The sequence below is a fragment of the Pseudoxanthomonas sp. LH2527 genome (assembly GCF_022539275.1).
GTDB lineage: Bacteria > Pseudomonadota > Gammaproteobacteria > Xanthomonadales > Xanthomonadaceae > Pseudoxanthomonas_A.
In genome coordinates this window covers 215,574-235,491 of record NZ_JAKZBW010000002.1, presented here as the reverse complement: position 1 = coordinate 235,491, position 19,918 = coordinate 215,574, and the positions used below count along the sequence as shown (strand labels likewise).

The window sequence follows — 19,918 nt, the reverse complement described above, 5'->3', positions numbered from 1 at the left end:
GCCATGCCGTATCTGGCGGTGATCCTGTTCCTGCCGTGGTTCCTGCTGCTCGGCTCGCTGTACTGGCTGTTTCCGCGCCAGCCGCGCAGTGCGCGCCGGCAGGGATTCGACCTGATGGTGCTGGCAGTGGCGTTCGTGCTGAGCTTCGTCGGCATGCAGTGGGGCTACGGACTGGGGGCGGCGGAGGTCGGCACCGGGGCGATCTGGAAGCAGGTGCTGGCCACGCTGGTGGCGTATGGCGCATTCCTGTTCGTGCTGACCCTGGCGGTGCCATTGCGTGGCTGGTGGCTGTCGCGCGGCTGATTCCGTGCCCGGGCGCGCAGGTGCGTTCCACCAAAGGCGGGTCGTGCGTTCGCGGCGCGGGGACTAGAATCGGGTCATCCGTCCCCACACAGGCCTGCGGATGAGCCTCCACGGCATCCACACCATCGACACCGCGTTCCATCGCGATCATTTCGACGCCGCCTATCTCGTCGTCGAGGAAGGGCGCGGCGCCTTCATCGACTGCGGCACCAACCACTCCGTGCCGCACCTGCTGGCGGCGCTGCAGCAGGCGGGACTGGCACCGGAGGACGTCGATTTCCTGATCGTCACCCACGTGCACCTCGACCATGCCGGCGGCGCGGGCCTGCTGCTGCAGCACCTGCCGAATGCCACGCTGGTCGCGCATCCGCGCGCGGCGCCACATTTGATCTACCCGGCGAAGCTGGTCGAAGGCGCCACCGCGGTCTATGGCGAAGAAGAGATCCAGCGCAGCTACGGCACCGTCCAGCCGGTACCGAAAGCACGCGTGCGCATCGTCGAGGACGGCGAGACGCTGATGCTGTCGGGGCGCACGCTGCAGTTCATCGATACGCCCGGCCACGCCCGGCACCACCATTGCATCTGGGACGCCCGCAGCCGCTGCTGGTTCACCGGCGACACCTTCGGCCTGTCCTACCGCGAACTGGATGGACCGCAGGGTGCCTTCATCCTGCCGACCACCACGCCGGTGCAGTTCGAGCCGGTGGCGTTGAAGTCCAGCATCGCGCGCATGGTCGCGTACGAACCCGACGGCATGTACCTGACGCATTACGGCCGCGTCGGCGACGTGCCGCGGCTGGCGCAGGCGCTGTACGAACAGATCGATGCGATGGTGGCGATCGCCGAGGCCTGCGACGGGCGCGCGGACCGCCACCGCTGCCTCACCGCCGGCCTCTCCGCCCTGTACCTCGAACGCGCGCATGCCCTGCAGGTGCCGCTGGCGGACGAGGACGTGCTGCGCATCCTCGCCATGGACATCGAGTTGAACGCGCAGGGCCTGGCCGTGTGGCTGGATCGCGGGCGGCCGTGAGGCGCTGCTTCTCTTCTGTAGGAGCGACGTCAGTCGCGACCGCATGGGTGGCCAATCCTGTTCCTGCGGGAGCATGCGATGACTCCGTGCATGCAGGGAGCAGCCCCGACGCCGACAGTTCATGGTCGCGACTGACGTCGCTCCTACAGCGGCGCATCGCATAGACTTCCCGTGTTTCCAGGCAAGGCCATGTCCATGAAATCTTCGCTTCCGCTCCTGTTGTTGTCTTTGTGCGCGATGCCGGCCCTCGCCACCGACATCCCCGGCGGCGGCATCAGCGCCGACAACCTGTCGCGCCACGTGCGCGTGCTGGCCTCCGATGAATTCGAGGGACGCGCACCGGCGACGCCCGGCGAGGAGAAGACGATCGCCTACGTGGTGGGCGAGTTGGAAAAGGCGGGCGTGCAGCCCGGCGGCCGCAACGGCGCATGGACGCAGGACGTCGCATTGGTGCGCGCGCAGGTGGACGGCGAAGTGTCGGCGGCGGTGAAGGTGGGTGGTGCGTTGCAGGCGCTGGCCAATGGCGATGACGTCGTCCTGCAGAGCCTGAGTCCGATCGAACGCGTCGACATCGTCGATGCGCCGCTGGTCTTCGTCGGTTACGGCATCAGCGCGCCCGAGCGCGGCTGGGACGATTACAAGGGCGCCGACCTGAAAGGCAAGGTCGCCGTGGTCTTGGTGAACGATCCGGATTTCGAGACGGCGGCGGCTGGCGCCTTCGATGGCCGCGCGGTGACCTACTACGGTCGCTGGACCTACAAGTACGAAGAACTGGCGCGGCAGGGCGCGGCGGGCGTGCTGATCGTGCATGAGACCGCGCCGGCGGCCTATGGATGGGCGACCGTACGCGCATCGGGCCTGTCGCCGGTGTTCGACATTCCGCGCGATGACGCTGCGCAGTACCACACGCGGCTGCGCGGCTGGATGCAGCGCGACCTGGCGGTGTCGCTGTTCGAGCGTGCAGGGCTGGATTTCGAGGCGGAAAAGCGTCGCGCGCAGACGGCCGCGTTCGCACCCGTGGCGCTCGGCGATGCCACGATGTCCGCCGCGTTCGCGCTGAAGCGCGACCAGGTGGTCACCCGCAACGTCATCGGCAAGCTGCAGGGCGCGCAGCGTCCGGACGAGACCGTCATCTATTCCGCGCACTGGGACGCGTTCGGTATCGGCGAACCCGACGCGAGCGGCGATGCCGTCCGCCATGGCGCCATCGACAACGCGACCGGTGTCGCGGCGGTGATCGAACTGGCGCGCGTGTTCGCCGCCGGTCCACGGCCGCAGCGGACTCTCCTGTTCATGGCGCTGACCGCCGAGGAAAAGGGCCTGCAGGGTGCGACCTACTACGCCGCCAACCCGGTGGCGCCGCTGGAGAAGACGGCGGCGGTGCTGAACATCGAGATGCTCAGCCCCGACGGCCCGAACCGCGACATCGCCTCGTGGGGCAATGGCCGCGTGTCGCTGGAGGGCGACCTGAAGCGCGTGGCAGAGGCGCATGGCCGCGCGTATTCGCCGGATCCCAACCTGGAAGCCGGCTTCTTCTATCGCGCCGATCATTTCGCGTTCGCGCGCGCCGGCGTTCCCGCGATCACCGTGGGCGCAGGACTGGATCGCATCGACGGCGGTGTCGAGAGCGGCAAGGCGCTGCGCGATGCCTACTTCGCCCGTTGCTACCACCAGCCGTGCGATGCGTGGACGACCGCATGGGACGCACGCGGGCAGGCCCAGGATGTGGAGCTGCTGTATGCGCTGGGCCGCGAGATCGCCGACAGTCGCGCATGGCCGCGCTGGCTGAACGGTTCAGAATTCAAGGCCGAACGCGAACGCAGCGAGACTGAACGGAAATAGCGGCGCTGGCGCACGCCGTTCATGTGATTCGGCACGCTATGCTGCGCGTCCTTTCGCGGCACCGGAATGTCTGTGGCTCCTCTTCACGCGCTGGTCTATCGAAGCCAGGCCACGCATCCGCTGGATGTCCACGATCTCGACCAGTTGCTGCTGGACGCGCGCGTGGCGAATGAACTCGCCGACGTGACGGGTGCGCTGCTGTACGGAGGACTGCGTTTCGTGCAGTACCTGGAAGGCACGCGCGCCGACGTGGAGCAGATCTACGCGCGCATCACCCGCGCCAGCCAGCATCACCAGCTGGAGATCCTGGAGCAGGGCCGGGTGGAGAAGCGCCTGTTCCAGCGCTGGCACATGGGCTTTGCGCATGCGCCGCAGACGCTGGTGCAGCAGCTCAGCCAGTCGCAATGGCAGCGCGAGGTGCCGTGGCTGGAGGACGAGTCGGCCGCGTCCCCCGGCCTGGCGCGCCTGCTGGCGTTCTGGAAGGAAGAAGCGGTGCTCGCGCGCTGAGGCGCGTCAGGGCCAGCGGTTCGGCGCGCCGCGCGTGCTGCCCTCGTCCATCGGCACCACGCAGAAGCGGTGCCCGGTCGGCGCTTCCATCACCCACCAGCGGTTGTGCACGTGCTGCACGCGCCTGGCGCCGAGTGCTTCCAGTCGCGCGACTTCGGCGTCGATGTCGTCGGTCTCGATGTCCAGATGCACGCGCGCCTCGTGCTTCACCTTCTGCACTTCGATATGCAGCCCGCCCGGACCGGGCTCGAACTTGTCGTAGAGCCCCACGCCGCCGTCATCGGGATGGGTGACCTTCAGCCCCAGCGCGGCACTCCAGAACGCCGACGCGGCAGGCAGGTCGTCGACCTGGCTGTCGATGATGAAACCGGCAAGACGGCTGCGGTGGGTCATGCGAAGTCTCCGTCGTCGTGGTGCGTCCGTAGGAGCGCCCCACGGGCGCGATGCTTTTTACACTGAGCGGCGAAAGCATCGCGCCCATGGGGCGCTCCTACAAGGGAGATGGACCCGACATCCGCGCGTAGAGGTCAGCCGGGCAGGGCCAGGTCGTCGATCATCGCCTTCAGGAAGCGCGCCGCTTCGCCGCCGGTGCAGGCGCGGTGGTCGAACGTCACCGACAGCGGGATGACCTTGTGCGACTCGAAGCCGCCCATCACCGGCGTGACCTGGTGGCGCGCGCGACCGGCGGCGACGATGGCCACGCACGGCGGCACCACCACGGGCGTGGCGTAGCGGCCGGCGAACATGCCGAAGTTGCTCAGCGAGATCGTGTAGCCGGTCAGTTCCGACGGCGGAATGCTGCGGTCTTCCACCTGCGTGCGCAGGCGATTGATGCTCTCGCGCACGCTACCGGCGTCCAGCAGGTCGGCATTGCGCAGCGCGGGCACGAACAGGCCGTCATCGGTATCCACGGCGATGCCGATGTCCACCTGCGGGTGCAGCGTGCGGGTCAGCTTGTCGCCATCGAACCACGCGTTCATCGCCGGCACGGCCTTGCAGGCGCGGACGATGGCGCGGACCAGGCGGCCGGTCATGTCGTTGCCGGGTGTCCAGGCATGAATGTCGGCGTCGTCGCTGAGCGTGGTCGGCACGACCTTGGCATGCGCATCGGCCATCACGCGCGCCATGTTGCGGCGCACGCCCTTGAGCTGCTCGGGCTGGCCGCTAACCGACACGCCCGGCGGCTGCGTGCGCATCGGCTTGCCGCTGGCGGACAGCGCGGTGCGCTGGTCTCCCCTTCGCCCCTCGGCAGAAGGTGCCGGTGTGGTGGTGGAGGGTTCGGGGCGAGCGCGTGCCACCGGATGCTGCGAACCCTCACCCCCAGCCCCTCTCCCGACGGGAGAGGGGAGCATCGCGCTGCCATCGGCGGCGGCCTGCTTCACGTCCTGCATGGTCACCGCGCCATCGGCGCCGCTGGCGCGCACGCGCGACAGATCCACGCCCAGCTTCTTCGCCATCGCGCGCACGGCCGGCATGGCCTTGACGCCGCCGACGGCGATCGCCTGTTCGGTGTGCACCGCATTGGACGACTGCATGGCGCCGACCACGGTGCCGGCGTCGGCATCGGCGTCGGTCTCGGTTTCTGTGGGAGCGACGTCAGTCGCGACGGGGGCTGCATCGGGTGTCGGATTCGCGACTGACGTCGCTCCCACAGCAGCAGGCTTCGGCGGGCCATGGTGGTGGCCGGTGTCCTGGCCTTCGGCGCGTTGCGGCAGGCTGGCATCCGGCTCGAACATCGCCAGCATGCTGCCGGTGACGACGATGTCGCCGGCCGCGCCGGCCAGCTTCAGCACCTTGCCGGAGACGGGCGAGGGAACCTCGACCACGGCCTTCGCGGTCTCCATCGACACCAGCGGTTCGTCCAGCCGGATGACGTCGCCTTCCTTGACGAACCACTCGACGATGGTGGCGTCCGGGAGGCCCTCGCCCAGGTCGGGCAGGTGGAAGGTCTTGCTCTCGCTCATGCGGATGTCTCTTCGGAAGTCGTTTCGTTGTGGTTGATCGGGTCCAGGTCGCGCGCAGGCAGCCAGCCGCTGCGGCCATCGGCGTGCGTGCACCACCACCAGTCACCCAGTTCGTACTGCAGCGCGACGGTGTCGCCGGCCTGCGCGTCCAGTTCCTGCGCGGAATAGCCGCGCAGCGCGACGGCGTGGCCGTCGTCCCGCGGTTGCAGCCAGTCCACCGGCGCCCAGCCGGCGTTGCCGTCGGCGGTGGTGGTCCAGGCGAAGGCCGGCCACTCGGTGTCGCGTGCGCCGAGCGCGACCACGTCGCCGTGCGCGAACCGGATGGGGTTCGCGTACTGCGTGCGGTAGTCGCGGAGGACGCGTGCCCGCATCAGCCGTTCGCCATCGCCCGCTTGGCCGCGGCGACGATCTTGTCGACGCTGGGCAGGTACTTCATTTCCAGGCGGAACAACGGGATGTGGGTGTCGTAGCCGGTGACGCGTTCGACCGGGGCCAGCAGGTCGTACATCGAGTGCTCGGCCAGGCGCGCGCCGATCTCGGCGCCGAAACCGGCGGTGCGCGGTGCCTCGTGCACGATCACGCAGCGGCCGGTCTTCGCCACCGATTCGGCGATGGTGTCGAAGTCGAGCGGGCGCAGCGTGGCCACGTCGATGACTTCGGCGCTGATGCCTTCACCGGCCAGCGCATCGGCGGCCTCCAGCGCTTCCTTCACCTGCGCGCCCCAGGTCACCAGGGTCACGTCGGTGCCGTCGCGCAGCACGAAGCACACGTCCAGCGGCAGTGCTTCGCCGTCGTCGGCGACCACTTCCTTGTACTGGCGGTAGATGCGCTTGGGCTCCATGTAGATGACCGGGTCCGGATCGCGGATCGCGGCCAGCAGCAGGCCGTAGGCGCGCTGCGGCGAGGACGGCATGACCACGCGCAGGCCGGGCACGTTGGTGAAGATGGCCTCGTTGGCCTCGCTGTGGTGCTCCGGCGCGCGGATGCCGCCGCCCCATGGCACGCGCAGCACCATCGGACAGTGCAGGCGACCGCGCGTGCGGGTGCGCAGGCGGGCGGCGTGGCAGATGATGTGGTCGACCATCGGGTAGACGAAGCCGTCGAACTGCGCTTCGGCGACCGGCTTCATGCCCTGTGCGGCCAGGCCGATGGTCAGGCCGGCGATGGTGGTCTCGTCCAGCGGCGTATCCAGCACGCGTTCGGGGCCGAACTTCTGCTGCAGGCCGGCGGTGGCGCGGAACACGCCGCCGTTCACGCCCACGTCTTCGCCGAGCACCAGCACGGACTCGTCGTGGGCGATCTCCCAGGCCAGCGCCTGGGTGATGGCTTCGATCAGGGTGATGGCGGTCGGGGTCGCCACGGTGTCCGGTTTCGCCACTGACGTCGCTCCCACAGTCTTGTTCTCGGGCTTCATGACGGTGCTCATGGGCGGTTCTCCGCGGCGATGGCGGCGGCGCGTTGCTGCAGCAGTTCGGGCGGCGGATCGGCGTACAGGTAGTCGAACATCGCCTCGACCGGTTGCACCGGCGTGTTGAGGTAGGCGTTGACCTCTTCGTCCACGCGCGCGCCGCATTCCTGCTTCCACGCGGCTTCGTCGGCTTCGTTCCAGGCGCCCTGTGCGGTCAGCCAGGTACGCAGGCGGGTCATCGGTTCGCGTTCCCAGCCGGCCTTCACTTCGGCGTCGTCGCGGTAGCGGCGGGCGTCGTCGGCGGTGGTGTGGTCGGACAGGCGATAGGTGACGAACTCGATCACCGTGCCGCCCTGGCCCTTGCGGGCGCGCTCGCTGGCGCGGCGCATGCCTTCGAGCACGGCGATCAGGTCGTTGCCGTCCACCTGCAGGCAGTGCAGGCCGCCGGCCAGGCCCTTCTGCGCCAGCGTCTGCGCACCGGTCTGCGCGCTGCGCGGTACCGAGATGGCCCAGCCGTTGTTGATCACGCCGAGCAACAGCGGCAGCTCGTAGGCGCCGGCGGAGTTCAGCGCGGCGTAGAAGTCGGTCTTCGACGAACCACCGTCGCCGCAGGTCGCCACCGCGATGTGCGGCTGCTTGCGCAGCTTGAACGACAGCGCCGCGCCGGCCGCGTGCAGGCATTGCGTGGAGATCGGCACGCAGAACGGGAAGTCGTTGCGGGCGTCGCTGGCGCGGTCGTAGTCGCTGCCGCGCTCGTCGCCACCCCAGTACATGAGCACGTCGCGCGGCTTCACCCCGCGCATGAACATGGCGCCGTACTCGCGGTAGCTGGGCGCGTAGACATCGCCGGTGCGCATCGACGCGCCGATGCCGACGTGCGTGGCCTCGTGGCCCAGGCAGCTGGCGTAGGTGCCCAGCTTGCCGGTGCGCTGCAGGGCGATGGCCTTGGTGTCGAAGGTGCGCACCAGCAGCATCTGCTTGAACAGCTCGCGCAGGCGGGCGATGTCGCGCCCGGCCTCGGGCAGGTCGTTGCGCACCAGGGCGCCGTCGGGGCCCAGGTACTGGAGGTATTCGATCTCGAAGCTTGCGGCGATGCTCATCTGGACGGTGTTCTCGTCAGTGGCGGAATTGGTTTCAAATGTAATTTTAGGAGCAGGGCGCCGCACAGCTGTCGTGCAATGCAACAAGACGGGGGTGGATGGCGGCCGGCCTGGCACGGAAAACGGTGCGGAAACAGGCGCTTGCCCCGCTGTCGTTCGGTGTCAGTCTGCAGCCTGGTGAGCCGGCCACGGGGTGATGCGCGTCGCGGGCTGCGCAAACGACAAGGGGCGCGGTTGCCCGCGCCCCTGTCGACCCCACGATGGCGCGCAAGTTCAGCGGATGCGCTGGACCAGCCGATCGTGGTTGTTGGCGGGGTTCGGGTCCGTCGTGGTGCTGCTGACGGTGGCTCCGAACTCCAGCTCCGTACCGCGCTTGGGCTTGCCCGGCACCACCAGTGCGAACGCCAGCGTCTGCACGCCGCGCGGCATGGCGCCGCGACGGCTGCAGTCGGCGGCGGCGCCTTCGGTGGTGTCCTGCACGCGCGTGCAGGTCCAGCCGCTGGGCGCGGCGACGGCGGCGTACCGCGCGTCGACATTGCTGGTCAGCCGCACCGTGACCTGCTCGGCCTGGTCGGGACCGGCGTTGCGCACCGGCACCAACAGCGTGGCGATGGTCCCGCGACGCAGCGGCAGGGCGGCGCCGAGCAGCTGCACCGACAGGTCGGCGCGGGTCTGCGGCAGTGCGGCCACGGCCACCGAGACCGCGGCGGTGTTGTCGCCGTTGGCCGGGTCGAGCACGGTCGAGTTGGCCGACACGCCCAGGCCGAGCGTGGTGCCGGCTGCGCTGGCGGGGACGAGGGCGTCGATCGCGAACGTGGCGTCAGCGCCCACCGCCAGCGACGGCGTGGTGCAGGCCACGCGGGTGGTGCCGGCGGTGACCTCGGCCGCGTCGCAGCTCCAGCCCGCCGGCAGCGTGGCCAGCGACGGCGACAGTTCGGCCGAGAACACGAAGGCGAACGCCGCCGGCGACGCCGCGCCGGGACCGGCGTTGCGCACGGTGGCGGTGTAGCGCACGGTCTCGCCGACGCTGGCGCTGCTGCGGTCGGCCGACACCGTGGCCGACAGGTCGGCGCGGGCGAAGCTCGGCACGCGGATGCTCAGGCGCACCGGATCGTGGTCGGACGAACGGATCGCCAGCGAGGCATCGCCGAAGTTGTCCGTGCCGAAGTCCGCGTTGATGCGGGCGTGGTCCACGCGCAGGCCGGCGTCCATCACCAGCGACTCGTTGACCAGCACGTGGTCCAGCGTCTGCGCATTGCCCTCGAACACGTACGAGTAGCGATGGGCCGGATCGGCGATCAGCTGCGATCCGTCCACCAGCGGCACGGTCAGCGGGCTGGGCATGTACGTCAGCACCTGGTCTTCCGGTGCCGCTTCGCCCTTGATGATGCCCAATACGTCGACATAGCCATCGTTGAACTCGAAGGCGTTGAAGTCGCCGACCAGCACGATCTTCTCGTCCGGGTTGGCCTGCTGCATCTCTTCCACCAGCTGGGCCAGGTAGATCGCCTGCGCGCCGCGCTTGACCCGCACGCGCTCGCCGCCGGTGGCCCAGCCGCTGCTGCCCGGCAGGGTGTCGTTGATGTCGTTGAGCGACCGCAGGTGGTTGACGATCACCGTCAGCGGATAGCTCGAGGCGGCATCCTGATGCACGCGGGCGCGCAGGCGCAGCGGCGGACGGTCGTTGAGCAGGCTGGTGGTGCCGTTCGGGTTGGCGATGGTGGTCTCCTTGCCGAACTGCGCCACGTCCAGCACCTCGACGCGGGCCACGCCGTCGGCGGTCAGGCGCGAACTGACCAGGAAGCCGACGTTGATGCCGCCGACGTCGTTGCCCGGCTGCAGGTACGGCACATAGCCCGGGCGCGCGGCGCAGGTGGCGTCGATACGTTCGGACAGCAGCTGCAGCACGCGGACGTTCTCCACTTCCACCGCGCCCAGGATGTCCGGCGCCTTCAGGTAGTCGCAGATCGCCAGCGCCGCCTTGGCCAGGCGCTTGTCCAGCGCTTCCGGCGTCAACGTCACCGCGCCGTTGCTGTCGTTGACCTCGTCGAACAGGCGCAGCAGGTTGAAGCTGCCGACGGTGACTTCGTCGTAGCTCGCATCGTTGACGGCTTCCGGCAGGCGGCCGCCGGTGACGGCAGGCGGCGTGGCCACGTCGGGCAGCAGCGCCCAGGTGCCGGCGAAGTAGTCCAGCACGCCCAGCAGGCCCGCGACCTCGGCGCCGGTGTCGACCGACAGCGGCTGAGCGCCGACCTGGCCGCGGCTGCGCACCATCAGGCGTTCCTGGTTGGTGTCGAAGCGCGGCGGGTTCTTGCCGGCAGGCAGGGTGATGGCGTCCATCGCGCCGATGCCGGCCTCGCGGAACGGCCGCGCCACGCCGGGCAGAGTGACGTGGAATACGCCGTCGCTGAAGGCCAGCGCGTCGTTCTCGTCCAGGCTGCCGCCCGAGGGGGCGATGACCACCGACTGCGCCACGCTCACTCGCATGCCTTCCAACCGCTCCAGCGTGCCGGGCAGGGCGTCGGGGGACAGCTCGGCGGCGGTCAGTTCGATCGCGGCGGGCAGGGCCACGCCGGTTTCCAGCGCCTCGACCGTCGGCGTGACGATCTCGGTGATCGCCAGCTGGTGCGGGTTGGACGACGGGGTGAACTCCTCCACCGTACCGGTCACCCGCACGCGGTTGCCCACCGCGGCGGAGGCCGGCGGCGCGCTGCTGGTGAAGACGAACACGGCGTCGGAGGTGGCCGGGTCGCCGTCATCGTTGGCGGCCTGCAGGAAGAAGCCGTTGTTGAACTTGAGCGCGGTGACGATGCCCTCGGTGACTACCCGCTTGCCGTTGTGCGGCGACAGCAGGCCGGTGCCCTGGATCTGCGCGATGGTCAACGCCAGCGGCGGGTCCGGCGGTTCCGGCGGCTCGGCGCCGCTGTTACGCGGGTTGGGCGCGCCGACCGCGAAGTCGGCGCCGTTGTTGTTGGTATCGATGCTGCCATCGCCGCCACGCAGGGCGGCGGTGGTGTTGCTGAGCGTGCCAGTCGGCGCGCTGCCTTCGAAGCAGGTTGCCGCGCTGCCGAAGCCGACGAAGTCGGCCACGTTGGCGTCGGTGGTCGGGCAGGCGCTGGTCAGCGCCGTGGTGCTCCGGCTCAGCGCCACCTTGCCGGCGGTGCCGGACATGGCGATGGTGCCCACCGCGTCAGGCGTGGGCAGGTCCACCGTGCCGCCGGCGCCCTGCGCCTGCTGCACCAGGTAGAAGCCGCCGGCCGGAATGCTGCCGCTGAGGTTGGTGCGGCCGTTCCAGGTGGTGCCGCCGGAGGAGGTGTACTGCACGCTCCAGCCGGTCAGGTCCACCGCGGTGGGGCCGTTGTTGCGCAGTTCGATGAAGTCGTTCTTCAGCGTGGCGCCGCTGTTGCCGCCGCCACCGTAGACCTGGCTGATGACCACCTGTGCCTGCGCCGACGAGGCGGCGAACAGCAAGGCGAAAGACGCGAACACGGCCGCAAGGCGGCCCCGTGGCATTTCCATGTTACGGAATCTCCCTCAGTGGATTGGACGCCGCCCCCGTCGGAAGCGGATCCGCCCCCGGCCGACGCAATGTAGCCCAAGCCTGTGGTACGCGCATTGCATGGGCGTGACATGCGTGGCGGTTTTCCGTCGCCTTGCCGGGGTCGCCCGCCCGCATCGGTTACGCTGGCGCCCCCGCTGCGCCCGTGGCGACCCGGTTGATCGACGGATGGCCGTAGAGAAGAACGAACGCCCGCTGGAAGCAGGCATCCACACCGACCTGTCCGGCCGCCTGAGCTATGGCGGCTACCTGCAGCTGGACCGGCTGCTGTCGGCGCAGCACCCGGTGTCGGACCCGCAGCACCACGACGAGATGCTGTTCATCGTGCAGCACCAGGTCTCGGAGCTGTGGATGAAGCTGATGATCCACGAGCTGGGCGCGGCCATCGGCTTCCTTCAGCGCGACCAGGTCTGGCAATGCCGCAAGGTGCTGGCGCGCAGCAAGCAGGTGCTGCGGCAGCTGACCGAGCAGTGGTCGGTGCTGGAGACGCTCACCCCCTCCGAATACATGGGCTTCCGCGACCTGCTGGGGCCGTCGTCCGGCTTCCAGTCGCTGCAGTACCGCACCATCGAGTTCCTGCTGGGCAACAAGAATGCCGCGATGCTGAAGGTGTTCGCGCACGATCCGGAAGGCCATGCCGGGCTGGCGTCCGCGCTGGACGCGCCCAGCCTGTACGACGAGTTCCTGATCTATCTCGCGCGCTGGGGCCACGCCATCCCCACCCAGCACGTGCAGCGCGACTGGCGCCAGGCGCACGCGGCCGACGCCGCGCTGCTGCCGGTGTTCGAGGCGATCTACGAGGACACCGACCGTTACTGGCGCGAATACGCGCTGTGCGAGGACCTGGTGGACCTGGAAAGCCAGTTCCAGCTGTGGCGCTTCCGCCACATGCGCACGGTGATGCGGATCATCGGCTTCAAGCGCGGCACCGGCGGCTCCAGCGGCGTGGGGTTCCTGAAGCAGGCGCTGGAACTGACGTTCTTCCCGGAGCTGTTCGACGTCCGCACGTCTATCGGGCCCGGCCGCTGAGCGAGGGCGGCCGGGTGGGCGCGGAACCTCGCCCCGCACGCCATGCCGGCCCCCGCTGAGGCAGCGCGGAAAGCGGGACTGGTAGCATGCGGCGGACCCTATCCGCAGGACCGCTCCCGACGATGACCCCCGCTACCCAGGACGCCGCCCCCCGTTCCCTCACCACCCGCCTGCTCGACCTGATCGAACGCACGGGCAACCGGCTACCGGACCCGGCGGCGCTGTTCCTGATCCTGATGGTGGTGGTGTGGCTGGTGTCGTGGTGGTTGTCGGGGGTGTCGTTCAGCGCCATCGATCCGCGTTCCGGTCAACCCATCCAGATCGTCAACCAGTTGGCCGGCACCTCGCTGACCGGCTTCATGGCCGGGCTGGTGAAGACCTTCGTCAACTTCCCGCCGCTGGGCGTGGTACTGGTGGCCATGCTGGGCCTGGGTGTGGCCGAGCACACCGGCTTCATCAACGCGGTGCTGCGCAAGATCCTGTCGGTGACGCCGCGCATGCTGCTGACGCCCATGCTGATCCTGGTCGGCATCCTCAGCCACGTGGCGGTGGACGCGGGCTACGTGCTGGTGATCCCGCTGGGCGCGGTGATCTTCTATGCGGCGGGTCGGCACCCGCTGGCCGGCATCGCGGCCGCGTTCGCCGGCGTATCGGGCGGCTTCTCGGCCACGGTGGGCATTCCCTCGTCGCTCGATCCGATGCTCGCGGGCCTGACCCAGACCGCCGCGCAGGTGGTCGCGCCGACCCTGGAGATCAATCCGCTCAACAATTTCTACTTCACCACCGCGTCCACGCTGCTGATCGTGGGGGTGGGCTGGTTCCTCACCGACCGCGTGATCGAGCCGCGCCTGCGCGGCACGCCGGTCGACGGCGACCCGGCCGGGCTGCCGCAGATGGAAGCGGTGGCGCGCGCGGAGAACCGCGGCCTGGCGTGGGCGCTGGCGGCCATGGCGGTGGCGGCTGCGCTGTTCGCGTGGAGCCTGTCCGGCGACGATTCGCCGTGGCGCGCCGCCGCCGAGCAGGTGCCGCCGCAGACGCATCCGCTGCTGGCGCCCGCCGCGCCGCTGATGCAGTCCATCGTCGCGCTGATCTTCGTATTCTTCCTGCTGCCGGGCATCGTCTACGGCTATGCCGCGGGCACCGTGAAGACGCACCGCGACATCGTGCAGGGCATGGCCAAGGCGATGAACGGGATGGGCTACTACATCGTCATGGCGTTCTTCTGCGCGCAGTTCATCGCCGCGTTCGGCAATTCCAACCTGGGCGCGCTGGTGGCGGTGGAAGGCGCGGACCTGCTGCGCTCGCTCGGACTGCCGATGGGCATCACGCTGGCCGGCATCATCCTGCTCACCGGTTCGGTGAACTTGTTGATCGGTTCGGCGTCGGCCAAGTGGGGGCTGATCGGCCCGATCCTGGTGCCCATGCTGATGCAGCTGGGCGTGTCGCCCGACCTGACCCAGGCCGCCTACCGGGTGGGCGATTCGACGACCAACATCATCACGCCGCTGATGCCGTACTTCCCGCTGATCGTCGTCTACTGCCGGCGCTATGTCACCGGCACGGGCATCGGCACGCTGATCGCGATGATGCTGCCGTACTCGCTGGCCCTGCTGGGCACGTGGACGCTGTTCCTGCTGGGCTACTGGGCGCTGGGGCTGCCGCTGGGCGTGGGCGCGAGCTACGAGTACGTGCCCGGCTGAGGCCGTGGCCGGGGCCACAAATCCTTTCGCTTGCAACCACTTAGCTCGCTGAACAGCGGGAGCGGCGTGTGTGCGGCGCTCCCGGCAGGTTTGACGCCCGCGGTCCGCGTCGGTAATCCTCGCGCGTCCCGTGCCGCTGGCACGGACCGTTGAAGTCCTGAATCACTTTAGAAGGGGGAGCCCGCATGAGCGGAGCCGTCGCGTCACCAACGCCGGAACGGATACCGGAATTCAAGCAGGTCCTGGGACATCCGCGTCCGCTGTGGATGCTCTTCATGTCGGAATTCTGGGAGCGCTTCGCGTTCTACGGCATCCGCTGGGCGATGGTGCTGTACATCGTGGCGCAGTTCCACGGCGGCGACGCCTCCGGCGAGAAACCCGCCAGTGAGCTGTACGGTGCCTACCTGGCGCTGGTCTATGCCGGTGCCATCTTCGGCGGCTACGTGGCCGACAAGCTGATCGGCTTCCAGCGCTCCATCCTGCTGGGCGCGGTGTTCATGTCGGCAGGCCTGTTCCTGCTGGCGCTGCCGAGCGAGGCGATGTTCAAGCTGGGTCTGGCCACGATCATCGTGGGCAACGGCCTGTTCAAGCCGATCATCTCCACTATGGTGGGCAAGCTGTATGCCCAGGGTGATGCGCGCCGCGACTCCGGCTTCACCATCTTCTACATGGGCATCAACATCGGTGCGCTGCTGGCGCCGATCGTCACCCAGTACCTGGCGAAGAAGGTGTTCGGCATCGAAGACATGCCGGCCTACAAGGTGGTGTTCATCGCTGCCGGCGTCGGCATGCTGCTGAGCCTGGTGTGGTTCTGGTTCGGCCGCCGTCAGCTGGAAGGCATCGGCCTGCCGGCGGAACACCAGACCGGCCTGCGCAACGTCAGCCTGGTGGTGCTGTTCGGCGCGGTGATCGGCATCCCGATGTTCTACGCGCTGCTGACGATCGACGCCAACCTGCTGCAGGCCATCCTGATGGCGCTGTTCGTGATCCCGGCGGTGATGCTGGTGGTCGAGGGCCTGCGCGAGGGCAAGGTGGCGCGCGACAAGGTCGTGGCGATGCTGGTGATCTTCGTGTTCAACGTGCTGTTCTGGATGTTCTTCGAGCAGGCGGGCAGTTCGTTCAACTTCCTGGCCGACCGCATCGTCGACCGCGACATCGGCATGGAAGGCTTCTTCCAGATGTTCGCCGGCACCAATGATTTCCCGGTGTCGTGGTTCCAGTCGGTCAACTCGGTGGCGATCATCGCGCTCGCACCGGTACTGGCCTGGCTGTGGGTGAAGATGGGCAAGAACAACCCGATCATCCCGCGCAAGTTCGGCCTGGGCCTGATCTTCAACGGCCTGGCGTTCCTGCTGCTGATGATGGCGCTGTCGGGCATGGTGGACGCCAACGGCAAGATCCCGTTCTGGACGCTGTTCATGGTGTACGTCATCCAGTCGGTCGGCGAGCTGTGCCTGTCGCCGATCGGCCTGTCGATGACGACCAAGCTGGCGCCGTCGCGCCTGGCCGGCATGGCGATGGGCTGCTGGTTCCTGTCGATCGCCATCGGCAACAACATGGCCGGCATCTTCGCGGGCAAAGTCAGTGGCGAAGGCGGCATGACCGTGCAGTCCGCGCACGCGGGTTACACCTTCGGCTTCTGGGCGCTGGTCGGTTCGGGCGTCCTGCTGTTCATCATCGCCCCGCTGATCCAGCGACTGATGCACGGCGTGAAGTGACGCATTGGCGCGCGCCCACAGGGCGCGCCTTTGCCAATGCGTCATCCCCGCGAAAGCGGGGATCCAGAGAAGAACGGCGGCCAACGGCCGCCGTTTTTCGTGCAGGGTGACGCGCGCCCGACGGGCGCGCCTTTGCCAATGCGTCATCCCCGCGAAAGCGGGGATCCAGAGAAGAACGGCGGCCAACGGCCGCCGTTTTTCGTAGAGCGGAGCTTGCTCCGCTGCCGTGGAAGCTCTTATGCATCGCGCAGCCGAGCAAGCTCGGCGCTACAGATGCATGTCCTTCAGCCCTCGATGCGCCTCACGCCTTCACCCGCCAGCTTGTCGATCAGCTGGTCGAGCATGGCGCGCTCGTCGTCGCTCAGCGGTTCCAGCATGCGCTGGTGGTACTCGATGACCATCGGTGCGACTTCGTCGTAGACCCGGAAGCCTTCGTCGGTCAGCGCCAGCACCGAGCGGCGGCGGTCGTCGCCGTGGATCTCGCGCTGGATCAGCGCCCGTTCCAGCAGGCGGGCCACCGCCCGGCTGACCGCCACCTTGTCCATCGCGGTGCGGCCGGCCACCTCGCCGGCCGACAGGCCGGGGAAGCGCCCCAGCACCGCCATGACCCGCCATTCGGTGATGGCCAGGCCGAAACGGCGGTGGTATTCGCGCGAAATCGCGCTGCTGATCCGGTTGGACAGCACGCTCAACCGGTAGGAGAACAGGCGGTCGAGGTCGAAATCGGCGTGGATGGCGGGGCTGGCTGGCTGGCTCATGCTGCGCTGCTACTTGTTGTTGGTTTCAGCTGAAACTATAGAATGGGATAAATCCCGGCAAGCCTAGCGAGGCGCCCCATGACCGCACAACCCAATTCTGGCATCCAGCCCACGACGTTCGACAACCCGATGGGCATCGATGGCTTCGAATTCGTCGAGTTCGCCGCCCCCGAGGGCCAGGCGCACCACCTGCACGACTACTTCCGCAAGCTGGGCTTCGTGCAGGTCGCGCGGCACAAGACGCGCGCCATCAGCACCTACCGCCAGGGCGACTGCACCTTCCTCATCAACGAGGATCCGGACTCCTTCGCCGCGCGCTTCGCCGCCGAGCATGGCCCCAGCGCCTGCGGCTTCGCGATCCGGGTGAAGAAGCTGGCCGAGTGGGCGCGCGTGCAGGCACTGAAGAACGGGGCCGAATCCTTCGACGCCGCCGACGAGCTGACCAAGGCCGTCGCCGCGCCCGTCATCAAGGGCATCGGCGACTGCATGCTCTACATCGTCGACCGCTATGACGACCAGGGCACCATCCACGACCCGGACTACGAATACCTGCCGGGCGTCGACCTGATGCCGAAGGGCTTCGGCCTGACTTTCATCGACCATCTGACCCACAACCTCTACCACGGCAACATGGCCAAGTGGGCGGACTACTACGAGCGGCTGTTCAACTTCCGCGAGATCCGCTACTTCGACATCAAGGGCGCCAAGACCGGCCTGCTGTCGAAGGCGATGACTGCGCCGGACGGCATGGTGCGCATCCCGCTCAACGAGTCCAGCGATCCGAAGAGCCAGATCAACGAGTACCTCGATGCCTACAAGGGCGAGGGCATCCAGCACATCGCCTGCTTCACCGACAACATCTACACCACCGTCGAGCGCATGCGCGAAGCGGGCGTGGCGTTCCTCGACACGCCGGACACCTACTTCGACGTGATCGACCAGCGCATCCCGGACCACGGCGAAGACGTCGCGCGCCTGGCGCGCAACAAGATCCTGATCGACGCCGACGTGGAGACCAAGCAGCGCAAGCTGCTGCAGATCTTCACCCAGAACGCGCTGGGCCCGATCTTCTTCGAGATCATCCAGCGCAAGGGCAACGAAGGCTTCGGCGAAGGCAACTTCCAGGCACTGTTCGAGAGCATCGAACGCGACCAGATGAAGCGCGGGGTGCTGTAAGGTCTCTTCGAGCCCCTCTCCCTTCGGGAGAGGGGTTGGGGAGAGGGACGGCGAAGCCTTGTCACTTGCCGATTCAGGAAAGCGGATCAGCCAGGACAGGAGGTCCCGCATGAGCAAGCCACGCTTGCCGACCCACACGCTCGATCATGCCAAGCAGTTGCGCAGGGGCATGACCGATGCCGAACGCCGGCTGTGGCAGTACCTGCGGGCAGGACGCCTGGAGGGCATGAAATTCCGGCGCCAGCATCCCGTTCCGCCCTACATCGTCGATTTCTGCTGCGTCGAGGCGGGTTTGGTGGTGGAACTGGATGGTTCGCAGCATTCGCCTGCCGCGGATGCCGCAAGAACGCGATACTTGCAGTCCCAGGGATGGCGGGTCGTCCGGTTCTGGGACAACGATGTGCTGAGGGAGGTGGAGGCGGTGGTCACGGCGATCTGGGATTTCGCCTCGCGACCGGCCCTCTCCCCAACCCCTCTCCCGCCGGGAGAGGGGCTTTGATCGGGACACGATGAGCATGAATGCGAACAGCGCCAACAACTACCAGCCCGGCTTCGGCAACCACTTCGCCAGCGAGGCGATCCCCGGCACGCTGCCGGAAGGCCGCAATTCGCCGCAGCGGGTCGCGCACGGGTTGTATGCCGAGCAATTGAGCGGCACCGCGTTCACCGCGCCGCGTGCGGAGAACCGTCGCAGCTGGCTGTACCGCATCCGCCCGGCGGCGATGCACGGTCCGTTCGCACCGTATGCGCAGCACCGGCTGCACAGCGACTTCAGCGCGGGTCCGGTGTCGCCGGACCAGATGCGCTGGTCGCCGTTGCCCATGCCGGAGACGCCGACGGATTTCGTCGATGGCCTGTACACGATGGCGGGCAACGGCGGTCCCGAGGGCCAGCATGGCGTCGGCATCCATCTGTATGCCGCCAACCGCTCGATGCAGGGCCGTTACTTCTACGACGCCGATGGCGAGCTGCTGATCGTGCCGCAGCAGGGCAGCCTGCGCATCGCCACCGAGTTCGGCGTGATCGACGTCGAGCCGCAGCAGATCGCGGTGATCCCGCGTGGCGTGCGTTTCCTCGTTGAATTGCCCGATGGCGAAGCGCGCGGTTATGTCTGCGAGAACTTCGGCGCCGCGTTGCGCCTGCCCGACCTGGGGCCGATCGGCTCTAACGGGCTGGCCAATCCGCGCGATTTCGAGACGCCGGTGGCGGCGTACGAAGATGTCGAGGGCGGATTCGAGTTGATCGCCAAGTTCCAGGGCCACCTGTGGCGCGCCGACATCGGCCACTCGCCGCTGGATGTGGTGGGCTGGCACGGCAACTACGCGCCGTACCGCTATGACCTGCGCCGCTTCAACACCATCGGCTCGATCAGCTTCGATCATCCCGATCCGTCGATCTTCCTGGTGCTGACCTCGCCGAGCGACACGCCGGGCGTGGGCAACATGGATTTCGTGATCTTCCCGCCGCGCTGGCTGGTGGCGCAGGACACGTTCCGGCCACCGTGGTTCCACCGCAACATCGCCAGCGAGTTCATGGGTCTGATCCACGGCGTATACGACGCCAAGGCCGAGGGCTTCGCGCCGGGCGGTGCGTCGCTGCACAACTGCATGACCGGGCATGGCCCGGATGCGGCGACGTTCGAGAAGGCATCCAACGCCGACCTGACCAAGCCCGATGTCATCACCGGCACCATGGCCTTCATGTTCGAGACGCGGGCGGTGATCCGGCCGACGCGGCAGGCGGTCGAAGCCGCGCATCGCCAGCACGATTACCAGGCCTGCTGGGCGGGCCTGCGGAAGCACTTCGCACCGAAGGGCTGAGCCG

At 68.2% G+C, this 19,918-nt stretch carries 17 protein-coding genes; 10 read left to right on the top strand and 7 right to left on the bottom strand.

Annotation, left to right across the window (positions count from 1 at the left end):
* Positions 1-3: 3 nt before the first annotated feature.
* The 4 genes from MMG85_RS02570 to MMG85_RS02555 all read left to right on the top strand — a co-directional run bounded on the left by MMG85_RS02570 (position 4) and on the right by MMG85_RS02555 (position 3,682).
* Complete coding sequence (locus tag MMG85_RS02570; RefSeq protein ID WP_241044566.1) at positions 4-303, top strand: hypothetical protein; 300 nt, start codon at positions 4-6, stop codon at positions 301-303.
* A gap of 100 nt (positions 304-403) precedes the next feature.
* Complete coding sequence (locus tag MMG85_RS02565) at positions 404-1,333, top strand: MBL fold metallo-hydrolase (RefSeq protein WP_241044565.1); 930 nt, start codon at positions 404-406, stop codon at positions 1,331-1,333.
* 195 nt (positions 1,334-1,528) lie between these two features.
* A complete protein-coding gene (locus MMG85_RS02560) occupies positions 1,529-3,175 on the top strand; it encodes a M28 family metallopeptidase (protein WP_241044564.1) in 1,647 nt (548 codons plus the stop codon).
* 72 nt (positions 3,176-3,247) lie between these two features.
* Positions 3,248-3,682, top strand: coding sequence for a BLUF domain-containing protein (locus tag MMG85_RS02555; RefSeq protein ID WP_082563087.1), 435 nt, complete (start codon positions 3,248-3,250; stop codon positions 3,680-3,682).
* Positions 3,683-3,688: 6 nt separating this feature from the next.
* On the opposite strand, the gene MMG85_RS02550 is transcribed toward MMG85_RS02555, so the two are convergent.
* From MMG85_RS02550 to MMG85_RS02525, 6 genes are all read right to left on the bottom strand, one after another.
* Positions 3,689-4,075 (bottom strand): VOC family protein, encoded by a 387-nt coding sequence (locus MMG85_RS02550; RefSeq protein WP_241044563.1) that lies wholly within the window; start codon positions 4,073-4,075, stop codon positions 3,689-3,691.
* 134 nt (positions 4,076-4,209) lie between these two features.
* On the bottom strand, positions 4,210-5,646 hold the full coding sequence (locus MMG85_RS02545; protein ID WP_241044562.1) for a dihydrolipoamide acetyltransferase family protein: 1,437 nt from the start codon (positions 5,644-5,646) through the stop codon (positions 4,210-4,212).
* On the bottom strand, positions 5,643-6,017 hold the full coding sequence (locus MMG85_RS02540) for an SH3 domain-containing protein (protein WP_241044561.1): 375 nt from the start codon (positions 6,015-6,017) through the stop codon (positions 5,643-5,645). Before MMG85_RS02540 ends, MMG85_RS02545 begins: the two co-directional genes overlap by 4 nt.
* On the bottom strand, positions 6,017-7,072 hold the full coding sequence (locus MMG85_RS02535; protein ID WP_241044560.1) for an alpha-ketoacid dehydrogenase subunit beta: 1,056 nt from the start codon (positions 7,070-7,072) through the stop codon (positions 6,017-6,019). The genes MMG85_RS02540 and MMG85_RS02535 overlap by 1 nt, the downstream gene beginning before the upstream one ends.
* Positions 7,069-8,154 carry a pyruvate dehydrogenase (acetyl-transferring) E1 component subunit alpha gene (pdhA, locus tag MMG85_RS02530; protein WP_241044559.1) on the bottom strand — a complete coding sequence of 362 codons (1,086 nt, stop codon included), beginning with the start codon at positions 8,152-8,154 and terminating at the stop codon, positions 7,069-7,071. Before pdhA ends, MMG85_RS02535 begins: the two co-directional genes overlap by 4 nt.
* A 273-nt stretch (positions 8,155-8,427) precedes the next feature.
* Positions 8,428-11,643 (bottom strand): lamin tail domain-containing protein, encoded by a 3,216-nt coding sequence (locus MMG85_RS02525; protein ID WP_241044557.1) that lies wholly within the window; start codon positions 11,641-11,643, stop codon positions 8,428-8,430.
* Between the two features lie 238 nt (positions 11,644-11,881).
* On the opposite strand from MMG85_RS02525, the gene MMG85_RS02520 reads away from it, so the two are divergent.
* The 3 genes from MMG85_RS02520 to MMG85_RS02510 all read left to right on the top strand — a co-directional run bounded on the left by MMG85_RS02520 (position 11,882) and on the right by MMG85_RS02510 (position 16,160).
* The gene (locus tag MMG85_RS02520) at positions 11,882-12,742 is read left to right on the top strand and encodes a tryptophan 2,3-dioxygenase family protein (RefSeq protein ID WP_241044555.1); all 861 of its coding nucleotides are present in this window, start codon (positions 11,882-11,884) and stop codon (positions 12,740-12,742) included.
* Positions 12,743-12,864: 122 nt separating this feature from the next.
* A complete protein-coding gene (locus tag MMG85_RS02515) occupies positions 12,865-14,442 on the top strand; it encodes an AbgT family transporter (protein WP_241044554.1) in 1,578 nt (525 codons plus the stop codon).
* A gap of 185 nt (positions 14,443-14,627) precedes the next feature.
* The gene (locus MMG85_RS02510; protein ID WP_241044553.1) at positions 14,628-16,160 is read left to right on the top strand and encodes an oligopeptide:H+ symporter; all 1,533 of its coding nucleotides are present in this window, start codon (positions 14,628-14,630) and stop codon (positions 16,158-16,160) included.
* A 284-nt stretch (positions 16,161-16,444) separates the two neighbouring features.
* On the opposite strand, the gene MMG85_RS02505 is transcribed toward MMG85_RS02510, so the two are convergent.
* Complete coding sequence (locus MMG85_RS02505) at positions 16,445-16,918, bottom strand: MarR family transcriptional regulator (protein WP_241044552.1); 474 nt, start codon at positions 16,916-16,918, stop codon at positions 16,445-16,447.
* A 78-nt stretch (positions 16,919-16,996) separates the two neighbouring features.
* On the opposite strand from MMG85_RS02505, the gene hppD reads away from it, so the two are divergent.
* The 3 genes from hppD (at position 16,997) to hmgA (ending at position 19,914) form a co-directional block, all read left to right on the top strand.
* On the top strand, positions 16,997-18,094 hold the full coding sequence (hppD, locus tag MMG85_RS02500) for a 4-hydroxyphenylpyruvate dioxygenase (RefSeq protein ID WP_241044551.1): 1,098 nt from the start codon (positions 16,997-16,999) through the stop codon (positions 18,092-18,094).
* 109 nt (positions 18,095-18,203) lie between these two features.
* The gene (locus MMG85_RS02495) at positions 18,204-18,593 is read left to right on the top strand and encodes an endonuclease domain-containing protein (protein ID WP_241044550.1); all 390 of its coding nucleotides are present in this window, start codon (positions 18,204-18,206) and stop codon (positions 18,591-18,593) included.
* 10 nt (positions 18,594-18,603) lie between these two features.
* Positions 18,604-19,914, top strand: a complete 1,311-nt coding sequence (gene hmgA, locus MMG85_RS02490; protein ID WP_345778831.1) for a homogentisate 1,2-dioxygenase — start codon at positions 18,604-18,606, stop codon at positions 19,912-19,914.
* The last annotated feature ends 4 nt before the right edge of the window (positions 19,915-19,918 follow it).